Origin of the sequence: Dactylosporangium sp. CA-139066, assembly GCF_050936175.1 — a bacterium.
GTDB lineage: Bacteria > Actinomycetota > Actinomycetes > Mycobacteriales > Micromonosporaceae > Dactylosporangium.
In genome coordinates this window covers 6160969-6183762 of the sequence record NZ_JBNJNH010000001.1, presented here as the reverse complement: position 1 = coordinate 6183762, position 22794 = coordinate 6160969, and the positions used below count along the sequence as shown (strand labels likewise).

The 22794-nt window shown below is 74.0% G+C and carries 9 protein-coding genes; 4 read left to right on the top strand and 5 right to left on the bottom strand.

What is annotated here, in order from left to right; all coding sequences use genetic code 11:
* Positions 1-5 precede the first annotated feature (5 nt).
* Positions 6-689 (top strand): hypothetical protein, encoded by a 684-nt coding sequence (locus tag ACQEVU_RS28330; protein ID WP_433328722.1) that lies wholly within the window; start codon positions 6-8, stop codon positions 687-689.
* Between the two features lie 67 nt (positions 690-756).
* Complete coding sequence (locus ACQEVU_RS28325; RefSeq protein WP_433328720.1) at positions 757-1482, top strand: hypothetical protein; 726 nt, start codon at positions 757-759, stop codon at positions 1480-1482.
* Here ACQEVU_RS28325 and ACQEVU_RS28320 read toward each other — a convergent pair whose 3' ends face one another.
* The 4 genes from ACQEVU_RS28320 to ACQEVU_RS28305 form a co-directional block, all read right to left on the bottom strand.
* Complete coding sequence (locus ACQEVU_RS28320) at positions 1483-1938, bottom strand: immunity 26/phosphotriesterase HocA family protein (protein WP_433328718.1); 456 nt, start codon at positions 1936-1938, stop codon at positions 1483-1485.
* 20 nt (positions 1939-1958) lie between these two features.
* Positions 1959-9398: a SpvB/TcaC N-terminal domain-containing protein gene (locus ACQEVU_RS28315; protein ID WP_433328716.1), complete on the bottom strand. Its 7440-nt coding sequence runs from the start codon at positions 9396-9398 to the stop codon at positions 1959-1961.
* A 177-nt stretch (positions 9399-9575) separates the two neighbouring features.
* Entirely contained in the window at positions 9576-9944 is a 369-nt protein-coding gene (locus tag ACQEVU_RS28310; RefSeq protein WP_433328714.1) for a nucleotidyltransferase domain-containing protein, read from the bottom strand.
* Positions 9941-19540 (bottom strand): neuraminidase-like domain-containing protein, encoded by a 9600-nt coding sequence (locus ACQEVU_RS28305; protein WP_433328712.1) that lies wholly within the window; start codon positions 19538-19540, stop codon positions 9941-9943. The genes ACQEVU_RS28310 and ACQEVU_RS28305 overlap by 4 nt, the downstream gene beginning before the upstream one ends.
* Positions 19541-19739: 199 nt before the next feature.
* Here ACQEVU_RS28305 and ACQEVU_RS28300 point away from each other — a divergent pair, with 199 nt between their 5' ends.
* Together ACQEVU_RS28300 and ACQEVU_RS28295 are read left to right on the top strand one after the other, a co-directional pair.
* A complete protein-coding gene (locus ACQEVU_RS28300) occupies positions 19740-21116 on the top strand; it encodes a methyl-accepting chemotaxis protein (RefSeq protein ID WP_433328710.1) in 1377 nt (458 codons plus the stop codon).
* A 35-nt stretch (positions 21117-21151) separates the two neighbouring features.
* Entirely contained in the window at positions 21152-21481 is a 330-nt protein-coding gene (locus tag ACQEVU_RS28295; RefSeq protein WP_433328708.1) for a hypothetical protein, read from the top strand.
* A gap of 12 nt (positions 21482-21493) precedes the next feature.
* On the opposite strand, the gene ACQEVU_RS28290 is transcribed toward ACQEVU_RS28295, so the two are convergent.
* Positions 21494-22717: a glycosyltransferase gene (locus tag ACQEVU_RS28290; RefSeq protein ID WP_433328706.1), complete on the bottom strand. Its 1224-nt coding sequence runs from the start codon at positions 22715-22717 to the stop codon at positions 21494-21496.
* Positions 22718-22794: the final 77 nt, after the last annotated feature.

Below are 22794 nucleotides of genomic sequence, written 5' to 3'. Positions count from 1 at the left end.
GCACCGTGTCCGAACCCGAACCGCTCGAAGACGACGACGAGGAGCCCGCGCCGCCCGCCGGGCGGTCGTTTCCCATCCTGGCCGTGGCCGGCGCCGTCGCCGGCGCAATCCTGGTGGCCGCCGCCATCTACATCGGCCTGCAGCTGCGCTCGGCCAACCAGGCCCAGGCCGACCGGGAGGCCGAGGACGCCGCGCCGCGCCCGAGCCGCCCGGCCTGCCTGGCGCTGCGCGCCGACGGCTGCGACCCGGCCCACCAGCTGCCGGTCGCGCTGGACCCGTGGCTGGCCGGACTGGGCCTGACGATGCCCGATGACAACGTCACGGTCGACGGCGCCGACCACGTCACCGTCGTCCTCGCCGACGCCAACGCCGGCGCGCGGCTCTCCGTCGTGCATGCGCGGCAGGTGGTGTACGAGATCAGGTGTGAGGTCAACTCGACCGGCACGACGCCGATGACGGCCGAGGACCTCGCCTTCCTGGCCCGGTGCGGCCGCGCCGCCCTGCCCGCGGCCGACACCTCGGTCGACGCCGCGGTCCAGTGGCTTTCGGCCAACGTCCACCCGGCCCCGGGCGGCCTCACCGAGCGCTTCCAGTGCGGCGGCGTCGCGTTCTCGCTGCAGATCAAACCGCTGCAGTCGGCGCTGGACATCACCGTGCCGGCCGACCGCACGTACTGCGGCACGTGGTGACGCGCCCGGATGCGGTCGACGCGCTAGCCTGCGTGCCCGTGTGGGCGGCGCGGCTACCGTAGCGGTTGTGGTGTGGGGCCGGCCGAAGTGTCCCGTGCGCGACGTCGAGCGGGACTGGATCGAGCGCAACCTGGACTGGTTCGTCGGCGAGTTCGGGCAGCCGCGGCTGCGCGGCACCGTGCTGCTGCCGACCGAGGAGCACTTCCCCGGCGCCTACGAGGGCTCCCGCCACGACGTGGAGGCGCTGGTGTACCGCCTCTGCCACCACATGGGCGTGGACCCCGGGCGGCTGGAGATCGAGCACGACGAGCCCGACGAGGACCCGCAGCTCGCGGCGCACGTGCCCGTCATCCACGCCTGGAAGGGCGCCGCGGGGCATTACCGGGAGCGGGGCGGGCGGGCCGTCGTCGCCATCCGGCGCGACGTCGCCGCGCGGCCGATGGCGCTCGTCGCCACCGTCGCCCACGAGCTCGGGCACGTGCTGCTGCTCGGCGACGGGCGGGTCGACCCGGGCCGGGAGGACCAGGAGCCGCTCACCGACCTGCTGACGGTGTTCTTCGGGCTGGGCGTGTTCTCGGCCAACGCCTCGTTCGACTACTCGCGGGAGGCGCGCGGCGAGTACGCCCGCACCAGCCGGACCCGCCTCGGCTACCTCACCGAGCCCATGTACGGCTACGCGCTGGCCCGCTACGCCTGGCTGCGGGACGAGGCGGCGCCGGCGTGGGCCCGCCACGTCGAGCCCAACCCGCGATCGTTCCTCCGGCGCGGCCTGCGCTACCTCGCCGCGGGCTGACTACTCGGGGCCCAGCCGCACGCGGGCGCGGACCTCGTAGCCGTTCGGGCGGCCCTCGAAGGTGTCCAGCAGCCGCTCCTCGATGTGGGGCATGTCCCACACCGCCGCCCGCTCGAGCCCCACGCACTCCTGCGGCGTGGCCGCGCGCTCCAGGCCGGCGGTGTCGAAGATGGTGCACTTGCGCCAGTCGGCGCGGTCCTGCGTGAACTGCACGACCGGCTCGGCGGCGGCGCCGGTGAGGTCGCGCCGGCCGATGACCGGCCAGGCGTCCCCGCGGCGGCGCACCGCCTGCCGGAACAGGATCGGCCGGGCCTCGACGGCGTCGAGGTCGGACGACGGCTCCGCGGTCCGCAGGTCGTAGAAGGCCATGTACGGGTGCTCGAGCACCCGGCCGTAGCCGAACGAACCGTCGGACAGCGGAATCCGCACGAACGTCCCGGCGGGCTCTGTCGCCATGTGTGCTCCAGCTTCATCGGTCACTGCAGGTACGCCTTCACGGCGTCCTTGAGCTTCATCCCGGTGTACGGCGCGAGCGGGCCGAACGCCAGGTCGGACGCGGCGTGGAACGCCTCGCCGAGCAGGCTGTCCTTGGCCACGCCGCGGACCTTGTTCTCGGTGAGGATGGGGCCGGGAAGGGTGTCGGTCCGGGCGCCGCCCTTGAAGTCGGTGACGCCGAGATCCTTGGCCTTGCTGAGCCCGTAGTCGTCGATGAGCTGCTGTTCGCGGCCGCGGATGGCATGGTAGCCGAAGTCGCGGTAGCGCTCCGCATAGTCCTGCGCGAAGCCGACGGCGTACATGTCGAGCTGAGCGGGGTCGAAGTCGGCGCCCTTGGGCTCGATCGCCTCGTCCTCGATGTGGTGGTTGGCGTCCCGGTTCTCCATCGCCGCGATCGCCTGCGGCCGCCACGGCTTGTTGAGGTCGATCTCGGCGCTGGTGCGGCCCGAGTAGTAGCGCCCGGTGGCGTGGTTGTACTTCGTGTAGGTCACGTAGATCCGGCCCATCCGCGGCTTGCGCTGCTGCCGGTCGTCGGGCGCCGGCTCCGGCAGCGGATAGGGCGACTCCCGCAGCTGCTGCGCCTGGCTCAGCACCGGGAACGCGGCGTTCTGCGGTGCGATGTTGTAGGGGTTGCCGTAGCGGGCGATCGAGGTGGACCGGTACATGTGCAGGGCGACGGCGCCCGCCATCGCCAGGGAGGCGGCCACCTGGGACGCCACGAACCCCCCGCCCGCGATACCGCCGGCACTGCCACCGAGACCCGTGCCCCCCACGGCCCGCGGCACCTTGGAGAGCTCGTTCACGACCTCGACACCCTTGGCCGCGCCCGTCACCGCCCGCGCGGCCGACGCCGCGTCCGCCGCCTGCTTCAGCGTCGCGGCGGAGAGCAGGATCCGCGCCACCTCCTGCTCCGAGCCGGACAGGGTGCCGGTGGGGTCGAGCAGCACGGACGGGCGGCAGCGGGCGTAGCAGTACAGGTTGAGGCCGTCGACCAGGCCGGCCGGGTCGGCGCTCGTCCAGCGGCCCAGCCACGGCGCGTAGTAGCGGGCGCCGTGGTACGACAGGCCGCTCTCCTCGTCGCGCTCGCGGCCGGTGTAACGGTACCGCTTGGCGGTCTCGGTGCGCGAGCGGACCGCCTGGTACGTGGTGTCGCCGTACGGCGAGTACTCCTCGTACGACACGATCCGGGCCTGCTCGTCGAGCTCCAGCGCCGAGGACTCGAGGTGGTTGACGTACTGGTAGCGCACGAGCCGCCGCGGCGCCCGGTCGGTGCCGGCCGCGTCCGCCGTCCGGGTCTCCACGAGCGCGACCCGGTGCCCGGCGAGCGTCACGTGCACCGTCTCGCGCTCGAACGCCGGCGCCGCCGGGTCGATCGCGCCGGAGTGGCGGCGGAACAGCTCGAACCCGTCGAGGTAGATGCGTTCCTCGATCAGGCCGGGCGCCTTCTCCCAGACCTTGCGCACCCGCTGCCCGGCGGAGTCGTAGGCGTAGAACGCCGTGCCGCCGCCGCCCCGGTCGACCTGCCGCAGCGCGTCGCCGTAGTCCCAGTGCAGGTTGGGGTCCGGCCCGCCGGTGCCGAGGTGCGGCAGGCGCAGCAGGTTGCCGTGCGGGTCGTGGGCGTACGCCTCGGTGGTCGCGCCGACCGTGGTGCGGGTCAGCCGGTTGCTGACGGCGGCCTCGAGGGCGCTCGGCTCCTCGTAGTCGTAGGCGCGGGTCCAGCCGGGGTGGGCGGGGTCGCTGCCCCGGTGCTGGAGCAGGCGGATGTTGCCGGCGTTGTCGTAGACGTACCGCTCGAGGTAGGTGCCCATCGCCGCGCCGTCGCCGGGGTGGTCGAGGCCGGTGTGGAAGGCGTCGAAGCCGCCGGGCGGCGTCGGCGGGCGCGGGGCGCCGCCGTCGAGCTGGCCCAGGTGCTCGCGGCCGCCGGCCTGGATCAGCCGGTACAGCGCGTCGTACACGTAGTCGTTGCCCGGCTCGACGCGGCGGTTGTTGAAGAAGACGGCCTGCTGGGCGTCGTCGCGCACGTGGGTGATGTTGCCGGCGGGGTCGTAGGTGTAGCGCAGGCTCTGCAGCGGGTCCGCGCCGCGGGTGGTGACGAGGCCGGTGAGCCGGAACGTCGCCGGGTCGTGGTCGTAGTCGGTGTGCACGCCGTTGCCGTGCTCGACGCGGACGCGCTGGCCCCGGGCGTTGTACTGCACGCCGGTCACCCCGACCGGCGACGGCGCCTCGGCCGCCCGGTCCAGCAGGTCGGCGGGCTCGGCGGCGCGCTCCAGCCACACGTCGATCCGGTCGACGCGGCCGGCCTCGGTGTACCGCGGCTGCGACACCTGCACCGTCGCGCCGGCCCGGTCGCTGTGCGGCGCGACGGTCTGCACCGCGCGGTTGAGCGCGTCGTAGCGGTTCGCGGCCGCGAACGACTCCGGCGATAGCGCCGGGGCGGCCGACCAGTCGGCGACGGCCCGGTGGCCGGCGACGAGCCGCCGGGTGACGCGCAGCGGGTTGCCCTTGAAGTCGTACGCCTCGACCGGCGCCCCGGCCGCGTCGAGGCGCGCGTGGGTGAGCACCCCGGCGCCGTCGAACTGCCGGTAGATGCGGGTGCGCAGGTTCAGCCCCTCGGCCCCGGCGACGGACTCGCCGTACTCGATGCGCTCGAACACGACGTCGCGGTTCAGGGTGCGCGGGTCGGAGTCGGCGGTGGAGCCGCGCACGGTCCGCTCGACCGGCCGGCGCAGGGCGTCGTAGGCGGTGCGCACCGCGTGCCCGCGCCCGTCCCAGCCGCGGACCGGCCGGCCGGCGACGTCGCCGAGCACCCACCGCGGCCCGGCCTCCATGCTGGCCTGGTGGATGCGGTTGCGCAGCAGGTCGTGGGCGTGGCGCATGACGACCCGGCCGGCGTCGTGCACGGCCGTCTGGTTGCCGTCGATGTCGAGGTCGACCCGGCTGACGACGACGGTCTCCTCGCGCCCGTCGAGGTCGTGGCCGGGGCAGGCGACGCGGTTGCCGGCCACGGTCAGGAACGTCCGGCCGAGCGGGTCGACGTGCGCGACGGCGGGCGTGTCGGCGTGCGCCGCCGCCCGCTCGGCCGCCGTCTGCTCGTCGGGGCCGAGCGCGCCGCCGGCCCGCTGGGCGTGCCACGTCGCCCAGTCCGCCGGCTGCCCGCGGAAGTAGCCGGCCATGACGCCGGAGACGTCGGGGTCGTTGCGCGGGTCGCCGGTCTCGCGGCCCCGGGCCGCGCAGGTGTCGTTGGGGTCGTAGGTGGCGTGGCGCCACGGGCCGTACACCACCTTGTCGTAGCTGTGGTCGGGGTGCAGGGTGGCGACGACCCGATTGGCGGGGTCGTAGAAGAGCACGGCGCTCACGCCGGCCTCGACGCCGAACTGGAAGCGGTGGTCGCCGAAGAACGGCTCGTACCGGCGGGTCGGCCGGCCCTTGTTGTCGAAGATCGTCCAGCCGGTGGCGACGAAGCGCCCGAGCTCGGCCTGCTCCTTGCGCTGGATCTCCCGTCCGAGGCCGTCGGAGTAGGCGAAGGCGAGCCGGATGCGGGCGGCCGGGCCGTCGGCGGCGTGGGTCTCGCGGGCGAGGGTCGCCGAGCACGCCGGCTGCCACTGCGCCGGGTCGTCCGGGTGCGCGGCGCGGGTGCGGGCGAAGCGGTGCAGGTCGTACACGGACCGGCTGGTGGCGTCGCCCAGCAGCCCGGCCGCGGCCGGGCGCGGGTCGGCGGTGTCCAGGAAGGCGTCGACGGCGGCCTGGTCCGGGTCGGTGACGAAGCCGGCGAGGGAGTCGCCCTCGACCGGCGCCGGCGCGGCCTTGCCCATCACGGCCGTCCCGGCGACGTGGCCGAGGATGTCGTACGCCAGCTCGGTCCGGTTGCCGTTGGCGTCGCGCACCAGGCGGGGCTCCAGGACCCGGTAGTCGTTGCCGAGCACGGTGACGGTGTTGCCGAGCGCGTCGCGGGTCTGGGCCAGTAGCAGCTCGTCGGCGTCGTAGTCGACGAAGGCGTCGTTGCCGAACGGGTCGCGGTAGCGGCGGGGCCGGAAGAAGTGCGCGCGGGCGTGCGCGAGCTCGTCGCCGGGGCCCGGGCTCAGCAACGCCCGGCCCGACGGCCGCCACCAGGTGCCGTCGGGGTCGGTGACGTACCCGCCCTCGGTGAGCGCGGCGGCGACGTCGGCCGGCGGCTGCGGGTACACCTTCGTCAGCAGGCCGGGCGTGAACGCGAGCTTGTAGGTGTCCCCGGCCAGGGCGAGGGTCTCCTGCGTGCCGAGCGGCAGCAGCCCGGCGAGGTCGTCGCGGCGGTACACCGTGCGCAGGTGCTCGACCCGGCGCCGGCACGGCCCGGCGGCCGGCTCGGCCTCGAACGGCACCTCGACCGGGGCGGCCCCGAGCAGGTCGGCCGCCCGGAACCGCCCGTCCGGCCCGGTCGGCGTGAAGCCGGTCAGCTCGTAGACGGTCGACTCGGCCTCGGCCGGCGTGCGGTACGTGTCCGGCGTCGCGACGGCGTTGGTGAACCGGTGCTCGGTGTAGGTGACCAGCGTCGTGGTCTGCCGGGCCCGGTCGGGCGGGTCGAGCGCGGCCAGGCCCGCAGCGGCCGGGCGGCGGCCGTAGGCGGCGACCGCCCGCTTGAGGACGTTGCCGAACTCGTCGACCTCGAGCGTCAGCGTGTGCTCGACCCTTGGGTCGTCGGCGTCGCGGTCGTGGTGGTGGGTGAGCGCCTCGCGCGGGTGGGTGAGGAACACCGCGTGCCGGTTCGCGCCCCGCGGCCGGACGAGCCGGACGGTGAAGCGCTGCTCGGTGACGGTGTACGGCACCGCCGCCACCGGCGAGCCGTCCTCGCCGTACACCTCCTGGCGCAGCATCGATCCCCGCAGCGCCCGGCGGGCCTCGCGCTCCTCGTCGAGGCTGAGCCCGTCGGGCAGCACCGCGTCCGGTAGCGGCCCGGCCCCGGTCTCGAACCGGGTGACCGTGCGCGTCGGCGGGGCGCCGGCCCCTTCGTCGGCGTCCCACTGCTCGACGAGGCCGAAGCCGCGGAACTCGCGCTCGGCGGCGTCGTAGTGGCCGTGGTGGTAGGCGTAGCGGGTGACGTACCGGCCGCGGTTGACGTGGTCGAGGGTGGTGACCCGCTCGACGACGTGCACGGGGAACGGCAGCCGGGTGGGCCACGGCCGGCCCTCGTCGCGGTCGCGCAGGGCGAAGCGGGTCGACGGGGCGTAGTCGATGCGGGTCTCGGCGCCGAGGTTGTTGTCGAGGCTGACCAGCAGGTGCGGCTTGCCGGCCGCCATGAGGTCGACGTACTGCACCTGCCGGCCGGCGTCGCCGGGCAGCGGCGAGGACCAGACCAGGCAGGCCGTGCCGGCGCCGAGCAGGTCGAACACGGCGATGTCGGCGGTGTCGTCGACCCGCGGCGCGGGCAGCGTGCGCGGCGGCCCCCAGCTGTTGCCGGAGCGGTTGACGTAGAGCCGGATGCCGTCGGCGTGCAGGTAGACGAGGTCGACCGGGCCGCTGCCGTCGACGTCGGCGAGGCGCAGCCGGCCGGGGTCGAAGTGGTCGGCGGCGTCGAACACCGGCGCGTCGTCCATCGCCACCTTCGCCCCGAACCGGCCGTGGCCGAGGTTGGGCCAGTAGCAGACGTCGCCGTTGCGCACGCGCACGATGTCGGCGAGGCCGTCGCCGGTGCAGTCGGCGATGTGGATGGACTGCGCCGGGTCGGCGAAGACGACGCGGGGACCGTGTTCCTCGTCGAGGGCCCAGCCGACCCGGCGGGCGGGGCCGAAGCCGTCGGCGGCCAGCGAGGGGTACCAGACGAACGCCTCGTCCTCGGTCACCAGCAGGTCGGGGTGGCCGTCGCCGTCGAGGTCGACGAGGCGGGTGCCCGGGTCCCGCAGGCCGTGCCCGGGCGCCGACGGGAAGGGCCGGAACGGCGCCCAGCCCTCGCCGTCGTCGTGCTCGTAGACCCCGGGCGCCGGCGCGCCGATGACGATGACGTCGAGCTGCCCGTCGCCGCCGACGTCCAGCAGCGCGGCGCCCGCGCCGAGCCCGGCGAGGGGCTGCGGGTCGACCCGCTCGAACGCCGCGAGCCGGGCGCCGGTCCCGATCGGGCTCAGATTGCGCTTGTACCACCACGCGCCGGCCTGCTCGCTCAGCAGCCCGGGCGCGCCGTCGCCGTGAAGGTCCACCCACTGCCAGCCGGACCCGGCCGGCAGGTCGGCGAGGCTGCCGGGCTCCAGGGTCTGCACGCGCTCGCCGATGCGGGCCGGCGTGTAGCCCAGCTCGGTCGGCGGGGTGCTGCGCCGGTCGTAGCCGCCGGCGGGGGAGCGGCGGTAGCCGGTCTGGGCCACCGCGGCGAGCCGGGCGTAGGGCTCGCCGTCGTCGGCGTAGGCGAGGTCGGTGGAGCGCACGAGGCAGTCGCGGCCGACCCCTTCCTCGGCCGGGAAGTGGTGGAACATGAGCACGCGCCGGCACAGCCGGGTGGTGCGCACCTCGAAGCCGGCGCGGGCGGAGGAGAACGGGTCGCCGCGGTACGCCCACGGGCCCGCCTCGCCCGGCGCCGGCGCGGCGGGGTCGTGCTCGCCGTAGTCGAACACCACCTCGAACATCCAGCCGTCGCCGGCGAGCTGCCGCTCGATCTGGGCAGGGTCGAGGAAGCGGGGCCGCCGGCCGTCGGCGTCCAGCAGCGGGGTGCGGTTGCCGTAGTGGATGCGTTTGAGGTACCGGTTGGCGGTGCGGCGAAGGTCATCGGGGCGGCCGCGGTTGCGCTCGCTGGCCCGGCCGGGGTCGACGCCGGCGCCGTCCTCGGCCTTGTAGCGGTACAGGATCGCGTTGCCCAGGTCGTCGCGGGTCTCGCTGATGAGCCAGGAGAAGATCCGGCCCGGGTCGAGGGGGTCGGCGATGCGGGCGGCGTCGTCGAGGCCGTAGATCGTGAGCCGGTTGTCGGCGGTGACGGCCCGCCAGTGCACGTCGGCCGGTGTGCCGATGCGGCTCCAGCGCTCGATGCGGTTGGCGCCGCTGTCGGTGCGCGGCCGGTAGCGGCGCACCGCGTAACCGTCGAGCACCGCGTCCGGCCCGTCGGGGACGAGGTCCTCGGTGCCGGACAGGACGAAGACGTCGTACTCCTCGGCGTCGAGGTACCGCGGCAGGCCCCGGTCGGTCTTGCGGGTGACGGCCGGCAGCGACAGGCTCCAGCCGAGGCCGAACGGGCCGTTGCCGGTCCCGGAGTCGTAGCCCAGCGCCAGCTGCGGGCCGAAGCCGGCGCGGCCGGGGCTGGTGGCGATCGGCATGGTGAGCGAGCCGGTGCCGGTGGCGGCGTTGGCGGTGAACTGCTCGCCGATGCCGCGCAGCGCGCCGCCGCCCTTGGGCAGCGCGATCGACGGCGCCGCAACGGCCGGCGCCGGCGGTTCGCCCTGCGGCTTTGCCTCATCCGGTGCAGCCATCGCGTGCCCCGTCCGTGCTGGATGCCGCCGCCGGAGAGCCGTCGCTCAACCCGGAACGGGGCAGAAATGGAAAAGGCCCCGGTTCAACCCGAGTGCCTTTTCAGCAAACTGAGAGCTTTTTTAGACGAAGTAAAATTTCTGGAACAGACGATTCAGAACCCATACAATACAACGACATTAAGTCCTCTCAGCATCTTCCATGCTATCGCCGGATCCCAGTCCGGGCAAGGATTCCGTCCGTCGGGTATAGAGCACTACGGCGCTGCTCAGCACCGATGCCTGGATGCCGTGCGGGTCGCGCCGGGCCAGGTCGAGATCGCGGTCCGTCCAGATCAGCAAATCCACCCGCATCGGGACGCACCGCAGTGCGTCGAGCATTTCGGCGCGCAGCGCCGGCGACGGCGGGGCGTCCAGCACCGCGACGAGGTCGACGTCGCTGTGCACCGTCGCCGTGCCCTTGGCCCACGAGCCGAACAGCAGCACCATCCGCGGGTCGCAGATCGGCCGGAGCCGGTGCACGAACGTCCGGCCGAACGCGGGGATCATGCGGGCGCCTCGAACTGCAGCAGCAGCCACGCGTGGCGCAGCGCGTCGTCGGGCAGCGCCGTCCACTCGGCCGCGGTGCGCTGCTTGAGCTGGACGGTCCACGTGCCCAGCAGCGGCTGGCGGCCGCGGTCCCACGTCTGCACCGCGTGCGGCAGCGTCCCGAACGGCGCGCCGGGCGCCGCCGGCAGCTCCGAGCGGGCCCCGCCGGGCGGGGTCAGCCGCGCGTCGAACGGGCCGCCGTCGCCGTCGAGGACCAGGTCGGCCCGCACCACCGAGAGCGTCTTGTGCCGGGCCAGTTCCCGGTGCCGGTACTGCAGCGCCGTCGCGTCCAGGTCGAAGGCCAGGGTCTGCTCGCCGGTCGCGGGGTGCAGGAACCGCGCCCACGCCGGCGCGTACGCCGACTCCAGCGGCAGCAGCACCGCCCCGCGCCCGGGCAGCGCCGCCACGACCGCCTCGCGGGCCAGGCGCACCAGCTCGGCCGAGCCGGGGTCGCCCTCGTACTCGACGGTGAGCACCACGTCGGAGACGGTGGTGACGTCGAAGGCGTTGTCGCGCGGGTCGAGCTCGACCGTCCACCGGCTGATGACGCCGGCCCCCTCGAACGGCTCGTAGCGGTCGTCCGGCCGCGATCCGGCGATGCGGCCGCGGTCGTTGGAGCCGCTGCTGGTCCGGATCGCGTTGACGACGGGCGGGGCGGCGCTGAAGCGCGGATCGCCGGCGAACGCGTCGCCGAACCCGCCGGCGGTGTCGGGCCGGGTGCGCACCATGGCCGCGGTGAGCGTCAGCCCGGCGTGCACGCCCGAGTAGGGCCCGGTCACGCACGGCACGGTGACCGCGACGGAGACGATGCGCTGGTTGATCCAGCCCGGGTTCTCCCGCGCGAACATCCACTCCGCCAGCTCGACGTTCGTCGTCCCGGTCGCCTTGAGCTCCAGCAGCTTGTCCGGCATCAGCGCGGCGAAGGAGATGTGCGTCGTGGCCTGCAGCCGCCGCCGGTTGCGCTCCAGCGCCGTGGCCTCCAGCCGGCGCAGGTCGTTGACGAGCCGGTCGCCGGCCAGCAGCCCCTGCTTGAGGCTGTCCCAGTAGCCGAACTGGATGATCGGCGGTCCGGCCGCGTCGCCCGTCTCGAAGCGCAGCGCCCGCTCGGCCCGCCGGGCCAGGTCGTAGGCGAGCTGGTAGGCCTGGAAGTACGCGGTCGACAGCTGGGCGACCATCCAGTCGAACAGCTCCGCGTTGGTGTAGCGGGTGCGCAGCTGCTCCACGACCGCCCGCGCGTTGTCCACCGACTGCACGTGGGCGTCGAGCTCGTACTGCGCCACCGCCTCCCGCACCTGCGCGGCCACGATCTGCTTGCCGATCTGGGCCAGCTCCTTGCGGGCCAGCTCGGCCTGGAACTGCCCCTCGTCGTAGCGGCGCCGGTAGCCGCCCTGCGTTTCGAGCATGCCGCCGCTGCTGTGCAGGATCGAGGCGAGCCCGTCGAACAGCCGCGCGAACGCGCCCACCGAGTCGGCGACGTTCTGGCCGCCGAACTTGACGGTGACCACGGGGGAGCCGCCGAAGCCCGACGCGCCGGCCTCGAACGCCGGAACGAGGTGCGCCGCCCCGGCGGTCGTGTTCAGCACCGTGGCCACGATCTGCGACACGACGCCGGCGCCGTGCACGATCGTCGCCGCGGTCTCCCACTCGTTCATGTACGGCAGCCCGGCGTGGTAGTCGATGCGGGCGCGCACGCCCTCCTGGCTCTGCTCGAGCGCCTCCCGGACCCGCTGGGCCTCCAGCACCTGCTCCTCGCGGACGCGCTGGACCAGCGACGAGACCGCCACCTCGTTGCCGGCCCGCAGCCGCTCCAGCCCGTCGCCGTCGCGGCGCTCCAGCGCGGCCAGCATCCGCTCGCCGAGGGCCCGCACGTCGCCGGCCGCGGCCAGCGCGGTACTGATGAGCGTGGCGTAGCGGTACGGCGAGCCGCCGGCCGGCGTGTCGTTGAGCACGGTGGTGAGGTCGACGCCGCCGGCCACCGCGCGGACCAGCAGCGCCGGGTCGATCGGCGGCTCGAACAGCGGCAGCGCCCGCACCTGCCCGCCGATGTCCATGCAGTGGCGGATCTTGAACAGGCGGTCGGCGACGGTGTCCCAGTAGCCCAGCAGGGCGTCGTTGGCGGGCAGGCCGAAGTACGTCAGGCTCACCACCGGCAGCGAGCCCGGCTCGTCGGGGGCCACCACCATCGTCGGGCGCTGGGTCAGGTTCTCCAGCCGCACCTCGACCTGCGCGTCGCCGAACGCGTCGAGCGCCCGGTCGGCGGTCAGCTCCGCGTAGGACTTCGGGTCGCGCGGCACCATCGGCACGTGCTCGGGCCGCCGGCCGAGCAGCTCCCCGGCGAGCACGTAGAGCAGCGTCGCCTCGTTGACCGACTCGATCGTGTCACGCCGGAACAGCTGGTCGCCCCAGGCGACGAGCGTGTCGATGTACTTCATCACGACGGCCTTCTGGTAGGCCACCGGCCGGAAGCGCGCGATGACGTCCGGCACGAACGGATGGTTGCGCCACTCCGTGATCTGCCGGCTGGTCTCCTTCCCGTCGGCGTCGTCGAGCAGGTCGGCGATGCGCTGCTCCTGGTAGTCCTGCGCGGTCTGCTCGAAGAACGGCCGGGTGATCCAGTACCGCTGCGGCGCGTCGAACGGGTCGGTGTTGGACGGGTCGAAGATGCGGTGGAACCACTCCAGCGCCTCGTCGAAGCGCTGGTTCACGGCCAGCTTCGCGGCGATGAGGAACGGGATGTGGAAGAACAGCTCCCAGTTGTACTGCGACATCGCGCCCGAGCGGCCGAAGTCCAGGGTGTCCTTCGCGGCCGACGGGTCGGGCGCGGCGACGCCGCCCACCGGGGCGTAGGCGTTGAAGTCGAACGTGTTGCCCGGGGGGTACTGCTGCGGGAAACGCTGCATCGTGCGGTTGATGACGCCGTCGGGTCCGGAGCGGTTCAGCTCGCGCACGAACAGCGCGGCGTACGGGTGGTGGAACGGCCAGAAGGTGTACGCCAGGCGCTGCACCGAACCCGTCGTCGAGTCGACGTACACCTGATGCCCGGCCGAGGTGACGAAGTACGAGCGGGCGAGGTCGGTGTAGAAGAACGGGCTGAGCTCCAGCGCCGTGTCCGGCTGGATGCGGTGCAGGCTCTGCACCGTGGCCAGCGGCCCGCGGGCCTGGGTCAGCAGCGTGACCGACGCGCCGTTCTCCAGCAGCGTCAGCGGCCCGGTGTCGCCGGTCCAGGTGTTGCGCATCCGGCCCGACTCCAGCATCATCCCGGTCGGCTGGACGACGCGGGCCGAGATCTGCTTGGTCGTCGTCAGCGTCTTGTAGAGCCGGTAGTCCGGGTCGGCGACCTTGCGCACGAGGTCGAACGAGCTGTAGACGAGGTTGCCGTCCGGGGCCGTGTACCGCCCGGCCATCGGCTTGATCCGCACGTCGCTGACGTGGCCGTCGAAGACGAACGACGAGGAGTGCCAGGCCCGCGCGGTCTGGTCGTAGGGCATCCGCGTCAGCCGCTCGAAGCCGCCGCCGAACGGGTCCCAGAACGTCGCCGCGTTGAACTCGACGGTCATCGAGATGTACACGTCGAGCCAGAGCTGGTTCTCCGCGGTGTGGTAGCGCGGCTTGATGCTGTAGGCGCGCCGGGGCCGCGGCCACGGGTGCACCAGCACCTGCGGCGCCGTCTGCTTCGCCGTCCAGGCCGCCGAGCGGCGCACCGTCCACGACAGCTGCAGCTCCACCTGCGCCGGCGGCTCCGGCGCCGGCTGCGTGCCGCCCGAGGGCTGCGCCGCCGGCTGCCGCTTGCTCTTCTGCGGCTTCTCGCTGATCTGCAGCCAGAACAGGTGCAGGGCGCGGTTGTACACCACCGGCAGCACCTGCTCGGCGTTGATGTCCACGCCGATCGGCTCCCACGCCGACCAGCGGGCCGCGTTGAGGTCGAAGGCGCGGTAGAAGTACTTGTGCGGCTCCCCGCGCGTGCGCCCGACCACGTGCAGCCGGTTGATCGACGGGCCGAGGTCGTCGCCCGGGTGCTCGTCGTCGATCTCGTGGTGCACGCCGACGACCTCGAGGTTGGCGACCTCGTCGAGCTTGGCCAGGTAGCCGCGCAGCGCCGTCTCGCACGCCTCGGCGGTGATGTCGCCGCGCAGGATCTCCTGCTCCAACTCGACGAAGAACGGCGTCTTGTCGTCGCGCAGCTGCGGGTCGATCCAGTTCTCGGGGTACAGGAAAATCTTGCGGTTGGCCTCCCACAGCGGGTAGCTCTTGAGCCACTTCCACTGCCGCCACGAGTTCGGCGCGGCCAGGTCGGCCCGCTCGTCGCCGGCGATCACCACCCGCGGCTTCTCGAGGTTGAGCAGCGCCCGCTGCACGAACATCTGCACGCTGCCGATCGCCTGCTTCACCCGCGACGTCAGCGCGCACGAGGACATCTCGACGTCGATGAGGAAGTACCGCATCAGGTCGTCGGCCGACGTCCACCGCCTGAGGTTCGGCTGGGCCTTCCCGTCGACCGGCACGGTCTCGGGTTCGGTGCGCGCCGCGTGCTCCATGAGGAACGCCATGAGCGCGTCGCGCTTGCGCTCCCGCCACGTGTCCTGCATCGGCGTGAGCACCGCGAGCCACGCGTCTCGGTCATACTTCGCCTTCACCGCCGCGGTCACCTCGTCGGCGATGGTCTTCTCGTCCTCGCCGGCGTTGGTGTCGCGCTGCGACCACTCCTGCAGCGTCTGCGCCGGCACGCCGACGCGCCGCACGAGCCTGGCCACCTCGGCGATGCTCAGCAGGAGCCCCATGTCGAGGTACGACCCGGCGTCGTTGTGGTCCAGGGCCGCCAGCTGGGGCCGGTCGATGCCGGTCAGCCGGGTCGCGATCGCGCGGAGGCGGTCCACGTCCGCGCCGGCGCCCCGGCCGGCCTCCGTCAGCAGGTCCTGGACGGTCGCGTCCGGCACCGCGGCCGGCGTCCCCGGCTGTGCGGCGGCCGCGGTCGCCACCGCCGTCAGCTCCTGCCGGGCGCGCACCCAGCGCAGCAGCTGGATCCAGCCGGGCACCGGCGAGGCGGCCGCGCCGGCCGTCACCGGCAGCAGCGCCAGGCGCAGCCCGAAGACCTTCTCCTGGAAGCCGTCCTTGACCAGCCACGCCAGGTCCCTGGTGTCCAGGCCGAGCGCGCGCACGACCGCGGCCATCTTCAGCACCCGGCGGTACACCTCGAACAGCCGCGGGAACGCGTCCGGGGTGAGCGCGGCGAACCCGTCGCCGGCGCCCCGGGCCAGGATCGCCGCGTCGGTGAACGCCGCCAGCAGCGGCCCCGTCGCGTCCGCCTGGTCCAGCAGCAGCCGCACCTGGGCCGCCTCCAGCCGGGTCGCCGCGGCCAGGCCGGCGTAGACCTGGCCGGCGCCGCCGTCGCCCGGCGCCGTGCGCAGGCTCTCGCGCAGCTGCTCCAGCGCCAGGCGCACGGCGTCGTCGTCCGGCGCGAACGGCGACAGCGGCCGGGCGTTGAACAGGTAGTCCTGCTCGGCGAGGCTCGGACCGGCGGCGCGCACGTCGGCGAGGCGGTCCAGGAATCGCAGCATCTGCGCCGGGCCCGCGAACGGGTCGGCGACGACGGGCCCGATCAGGTCGGCGGCGAGCAGCAGCTCGGCGATGTCCATGCGCAGCGCCCGGGCGAGCCCGGCCCAGCCCAGCAGCGCCGACAGCGTCTGCGGCCGGTTCTGCGTGCCGGTGCGCCGCAGCAGCGCGCTCAGCGCGTCGTCGGACACGGCCAGCGCGGCCAGCAGCGCCGGCCGATGGTTGACGAGGTCGCTGTTGTCCGGCTGCGGGTCGAATCCCGGATCGGTCCGGCCGGCCACGACCCGCACCAGGAAGGCCGTCGCGTAGGCCGACGGCGCCGCGGCGGACAGATCGGTCGGGTCGGCGGCGCTCGGCCGCCCGGTCGTCGGCACCAGGCCGAACCACGTCGCCAGCTCCTCCGCGCCGACGCCGAGCCGCTCGCGCAGCTGCACCGCCGCCCGCAGCCGGGTGAGCGCCGTGACGTCCAGGGTGCCGTTGCCGATGCGCTCGGCCCGCAGCAGCAGGTCGAGCTCCCAGAAGTCCCACGGGGTGTACCGCTGCAGGCGCAGCAGGCGGTGGACGCGGTCCAGCACGACGGGCGTCACCGCGTCCAGTGTCTGGCGGCGCAGGTCGGCGCTGTCGGCCGGGCGGGTGATGTGGACCCGCGCCGCGCCGGCCGGGGTGATCCACTGCGCCTGCAGCAGCAGCTGCAGCCGGTTGTACGTGAGCTTCGTGCGCTCCATGACCTCCAGCACGGGGATGGAGGTGCGGGTCGCGTCGAAGCCCCACAGCGTGGACTGGTCGGCGGCGGCCTCGCGCTTGCCGATGATCAGGCTGCCCTCGTGGTCGGAGATGCCGAGGTGCTCGGCGCAGACGTCGGCCGACGGCTCGCCGTCGGCCCCGGTGCCGAACAGCTCCATGATGCGCCAGCGCGGGGCGCCCACGTGCTCCAGCAGCGTCCGGCTCTGGTCGTTCCACAGGTCGTACGCCGAGGAGATCGGCACGTCGGACATGCGCAGGATGTCGTACACGTGCTCGTCGACGTGCTCGGGCGCGGCCCGCAGCTCGTCGGCCGGCCGGGTCGTCTGCAGGTCGGTGCGCCCGGCCGAGCCCGGGACGGCCGCCTCCAGGATCTCGTTGGTCAGGTCGATGAACGGCAGCGCCGTCTCCGTGTTGGCGCAGTCGAGCCGGGTCCGGGTGATGTCGGGCCGCCGCTGCGACAGCACCTCCCGCACCGTCCCGCCGCCCGCGGCCGCCGCCTGGTGGTCCAGGAAGCGCAGCAGGTCGGCCAGGTAGGCGGCCGGCCCGTAGACGGAGGCGCAGTGCGGGCAGTCGCAGGCGTCGAGGGCGCCGAAGAGCAGCTCGAGGTCGGGCACGTCGGCGAGCAGCCGGGTGCGCACCTCCTCGCTGACCATCATCGGCGACAGCGCCGCCGGCAGCGTCGACTGGACCTCGGCGCGGAACTCGCCGAGGCGCTGCAGCACCTGTGCGTACTGCAACTCGGCGTGCCCGAGCAGCGACCCGGCGGTCGCCTCGTCCACGCCCGCGTCGCGCATCGTGCCCACGAACGCGTCGCGGCCCATCGACACGATCTGCGCCGAGCTGTGGATGCCGTTGTCCAGCAGCGCCACGGCCGGCTCGATCGCGGGGGAGATGCGCTGCACGCGCTGCATGACCCGCAGCTGCGCGGGCGTCTGCGCCGACACGTCGTTGCGGGCCAGGAACGTCTCCACATTGGACGTTCGCAGGTCGAAGTCCGGGTTGTCGTCGACCAGCGTGCTGATCTCGTCGATCATGTCGAGCCCGCCGGCGCCGGACCGCTTCACCGCCGCGGTCAGCGCCACGGTCGGGAACAGCCGGTTCGCCTGCGCCTGCATCGTGCGCGCGTACGTCGCCCGGCGGGCCGCGTCGTCGGCGCCGTCGGTCCCCGGCGGGACGGCGCCCACCGTGGACACCAGCGCCGTCCAGTCCTGCGGCGCCAGCTTCGCCAGGTCCCGCGGCGTCGCGAGGTCGGCGCGCCCCGGGTCGGCCAGCAGCCCGTCGAGGTGGTCCAGCATCGGCTCGAAGTTCTTCGCCACGAGGCCGACCTCGACCCCGCGCTCCAGCGACCCGACGGCGGCCGGTCCGCCGAGCCGGTCCGGCTCCGCGCGGGCCGTCTCCCAGAACCGCGGCCCCAGCCCGCCGGCGCTGGTGAACAGGTCGGCGACGGCGCCGTACCGCTCGGGCGGCACCGTGGTGCGCTCCAGCGTCGCCCGCAGCGTGCCGTTGCCGACCAGCAGCGGCCGGTCCAGGGCGTGCGTGCGGCGGGTCGCGGCCAGCGCGTCGAGGATGGCGGCGCGGCGCGCGGCCAGCGTCACCGGCACCAGGTTCTGGCCCACCGCGGCGTCGAACGCCATCGCCGCGACGCCGGGCTCCAGCCCCGCGATGCCGGCCGCGGTGAGGTCGGTGAGCTGGTCGATGAGCGTCCACTCGTGCGTCTGCGCGAGCAGGTTGTCCGGCAGGTTCGACGGCAGGCACTGGGCCAGGAACGCGAAGCACACGGCCGCGTCCAGCTCGCCGCCGAGCAGCCGCGCCGCCCGCTGGGCCAGGATCAGCCGCATCAGGTCGTCCTGGGCCATCCCGACGGCCTGCGCCACGCGGCTCACCTGGGGCCGGTCGGCGGTCTCCACGAGCGTGCCCACGTCGCCGACGCCGGCCCCGCGCAGCGCCTGCAGCTGGGCGTCGTGCAGGCAGGTCCCGCGGTACGGGTACGGCCCCTCGGTGAAGTTCACCCACGCGATCTGCGTCGGGTTGCTGACCTGCTTCGTCCCGATGGCCTCGCCGGCCGGGTCGAGGAAGCGCACCCGCAGGTCCAGCGGCTTGAACGGCGACCCGGTGCGCGGGTCGACCGGCGGGGAGTACGGCAGGTCGTAGAATCCGTTGCCGAGCGTGTGCCGGGTCGCGAGCACCACCGGCTCCCCGACGGCCGGCGCGTAGGCGAGCTCCACCACGATGTCGCTTCGCCCCTGCCAGGCCGTGTCGCGGACGCTGCCCCGGATGCGGTACGGATGCTCGAGCCCCGGTGCCGCGGCCCGGATCGTCCGGTTCAGCGCCCGCAGCGTCGCCCCGTCGGCCGCGCCGCTCTGCGGCAGCCCGCTCGCCCGCTGGAACGCCAGCACCGCGGCCCGCGTGCTCCCCCCGAAGCGGGCCGCCTTGAGCTCGGCCGCCACCGGCGCGTGCCCCACGAACGCCAGCGCCCGCTGCAGGCCCGGCACGTCCTTGTTCGTCATGTTGAGCCGCAGCACCCGGTTCACCGGCCGCACGTCGGCCGGATCGGGCCGCGCCACCGTCGCCGCGGGGGCTCGCCGGCTCGCCGCCACCGACGAGATCCGCTCGAACGTGAGCGTGTCGACGGTCCCCGTCACCGGCAGCCCGAACGAGGCCTGCAACGCCGCGACCGCCGCCTGGGTCGTCGCCCCCGCCTCCCGCGCGCGCAGCTCCTGCTGGTCGATCGCGATGTCCAGCCCGCGGATCTTCGCCGCCCGCAGGAGCTTGCGCTGCAGCATCCCCTGCTGCCGCTTCGACGACAGCGTCACCGCCAGCGCCGCGTCCTTGAGCCGCTTGAGCGTCTTGTCCCCGATGAGCCCGTCGACGGCCAGCCCGTGCGCCTCCTGGAACTGCCGCACCGCCGCGGTCGTGCTCTCCCCGACGGTCCGCGCCGCCCGCTCGTCCTCCGCCGGCGCCGCCCCGATCCTGTCCAGCAGCGCCTGCACCTTCGCGGTCCGGCTCTTGCTCGAGGCGACCCGGTGATGCACGACCTCGGCCGCCACCCGCGCCACGGTCGCGTCGTCGGCCGTCCCGGTCGCGGCCAGCCCGCGGCTACGCTGGAAGTCCAGCAGCGCCTCGATGGCCGTCGCCGTCGTCAACGCGGACTGCTGCTCCTCGCCCATGCCCCGCAGCGCCCGGGCCGCGGCCATCGTGCGCCGCCGCCCGACCGGCATACCGTGCAAGGCTTTGAGGGCATCGGCGATCTGCGCACCAGGCATTGGCTCCACCCGTTTCCGTCACGACCGTTTCCGCGGGGTTCCCTCTGGTGATGCTGCTCCGTCACGCCCCGTGAGTAAATGCGCTGTACCCCCTGCTCGACGGTCGGATAGTTGCCACTTGCCGTATCCGGCCGGCGCTTTCCGCCTCAACGGTCAGGTATGTCCACCTCGGCGCGCCCGGCTCGGTAGTGCCGAGCAGGTGAAGGTCCGGTACCTCATCACCGGCGAGGACACGTACCTGGCGCCGTACAACCAGGCGCTGAACGACCTGTCCGCCGAGCAGCAGGCGCTGCGCACGCTCACCGCCGACAACGCCAAGCAGCAGCAGCGCCTGGACGCGCTGGCCCCGCTGGTGGCCTCGAAGCTCGACGAGCTCAGGCAGACCATCGACCTGCGCCGCGCGCAGGGCTTCGACGCCGCGCAGAAGGTCGTGCTCACCAACGCCGGCAAGGCGGTGATGGACCAGATCCGCGGGGTCACGCAGGAGATGTACGACGAGGAGGCCAGCCTGCTGGGGGTGCGGGCCGCCGCCGCGCACTCCGCGGAGCGCCGGACGAAGGTCTCGATCGTGGTCGGCGTGCTGGTGCTGCTGGCCGGCATGGCGATCGCCGGCACCATGATCACCCGGCAGACGAGCCGCCGGGTCAACCGGGTCCGCGACACCATCGCGGCCCTGGCCGGCGGCAACCTCACCACCGGCACGGGCCTCACCTCGAACGACGAGTTCGGCCGGATGGGGCAGGACCTGGACACCGCGATCGCCGCCGTCCGCACCACCGTGCGGGACCTCGCCGGCACCGCCGGGACGCTGTCGTCGGCCGCCAACGAGCTGTCGAAGGTCAGCGGCGACCTCAACCTGGGCGCCGACGAGGCCTCCGGCAAGGCCACCCTGGCCGCCCGCGCGGCCGACGACGTCCACGTCAACGTGCAGTCGGCGGCGGCCGGCGCCGAGCAGATGACCGCCTCGATCCAGGAGATCGCCAGCACGTCGGCGCGCGCCGCCGACGTGGCCAACCAGTCGATGGAGATCGCCCGGTCCACCACCGAGCAGCTGACCACCCTCGGCCAGGCCAGCGCCCAGATCGGCGAGGTGGTGCGGCTCATCACGTCGATCGCCGAGCAGACCAACCTGCTCGCCCTCAACGCCACCATCGAGGCCGCCCGGGCCGGCGACGCGGGCAAGGGCTTCGCGGTGGTGGCGAGCGAGGTCAAGGACCTGGCCCAGGAGACGGCCCGGGCCACCGAGGACATCACCAAGCGGATCGGGGCCATCCAGGACGGCAGCGACGGCGCGAGCACGGCGATGCAGCGCATCGAGGAGGTGATCGGGCAGCTCACCGAGTTCAGTCACACCATCGCCGCCGCCGTGGAGGAGCAGTCGGCGACGACGAACGAGATGACCCGCTCGATCAGCGACGCGGCCCGCGGCGCCGGCGACGTGCAGGCGAACTTCTCGGCCGTCGCGGAGGTCACCACCGCCACGTCGACCTCGGCCCGTTCGAGCCAGCACGCCGGCGACGACCTGGCCGGGCTCGCCGCGCGGCTCAACGGCATGGTCGCCAAGTTCACCTACTGACCACCGGCCCCGGCCGAGCGACTGCGGAGGCAGCAGTGACCGTTGTGCATCGCGGACCGTACGAGATGGCCCGCCCCGATCTCGGCGAGGCCCGCGCGGCCCTGCACCGGCTCTACGGTGCCCGCACCGACCAGCTCTGGGACGACCTGCTGCGGGCCGCCCAGCTCACCGGGCGCGAGACCGAGCCGGCGGCGCTGGAGCGGCTCGTCGCCGCCATGCTCGCCGCCGACCCGGTGACCGCGCTGTGCGGTCGCAGCCTCGCCATCCGCGCGTCGACGTTCGTACGGCTGTCCGCCGTGCACGACCTGATCCGCGAGCGCGAGCGCCACCTGGAAGCGCCGGAGCCCTCAGCGCGCGCTGCGTGAGGGACGGTCGTCCTACGCCGCCGCGCTGGCCCCGTCGAGCAGCATCCTCGCCGCCACGGCCGCGCCGTCGGGCCGGATCGTGGTGGCCACGGCCTCGGCCCGCGCCCGCATCTGCGGGTCCAGGGCCGTCGCCAGGGCGGCGGACAGCGAGTCGACGGTCGGCGTCGAGCCCTCGTGGGCCACGCCGATGCCCAGCTCCGCCGTTCGCGCGGCCCAGCTCGGCTGGTCGGCGATCTGCGGTACCACCACCTGCGCCACCCCGGCCCGCGCGGACGTGGTGGTGGTGCCCGCGCCTCCGTGGTGCACGACGGCGGCCACCCGGCGGAACAGCGCCTGCTGGTTGACCTCGCCGACGACGAAGCAGTCGCCGCCGTCGTCGATCGCCGACAGGCCGGCCCAGCCGCTCGCCAGGACCACGCGGCGGCCGTGCTTGCGGGCCGCCTCGATCGCCACCCCGGCGATATCTTTCGGGGCATACGCGGCCATGCTGCCGAAGCCGACATACACCGGCGGCGCACCCGCGTCCAGGAACGCCTCCAGACCGTCTGGCAGCGGGCGGTCGTCGGGCAGGATCCACGCACCCGTCTGCACGACGTCGAGGTCCGTCATGCCCTCCGACGGCAGCAGCACCGGGTCCGCCGCCAGCCACGGCGAGCCGGTGAACACGTAGTCGCGGACGTTGTCCACCGGCGGCAGCCCGATCGCCGCCCGGTGCTCGTTGAGCGCGGGCCCGTACAGCGCGTTCACCCGCTCCGCGTCCTGCTGCCACAGCTTCCGGTTGTCGGTCTCGCCCTCCGGCGACGGCGTGCCGGGCCGCCGCCCGGGGGCGGAGAACTGCGACGGCAGCCCCAGGAGGTGGAAGCACGCGAGCACGTACCGCACGCCGAGCTTGTCGGCCACGTCGCGCGCACCGGCCGGCATCAGCCCGGTCGCCAGGATCGCGTCGCAGCCGTCCTCGGCCGCCCTGGCGAGCGTTTCGAACCGCGCGGCAACCAGCTCGGGCGCGAGCTTGAACGCCGCCGCCGCGCCCGGCGGCTTCGGCCCGGCGACCACCGAGCGCACGGTCGGCCCGAGCGGCATGTGCGCCACGCCGGCCCGCGCCAGCAGCTCCACGAAGTCGTCGTCGCCGGGCGCGCACACGACCGTCTCCGCGCCGAGCCCCCGCAGCGCCACGGCGAGCCCGGCCAGCGGCTCGACGTCCCCGCGCGACCCCCACGTCGTCAACACCACACGCATCCCTGAATCCCCCAATTCCCCGCGTTCCTGGCGTACGGTCGGCCATTCTGCGCCCTGACCCGGGGCTTGCCGCAAGC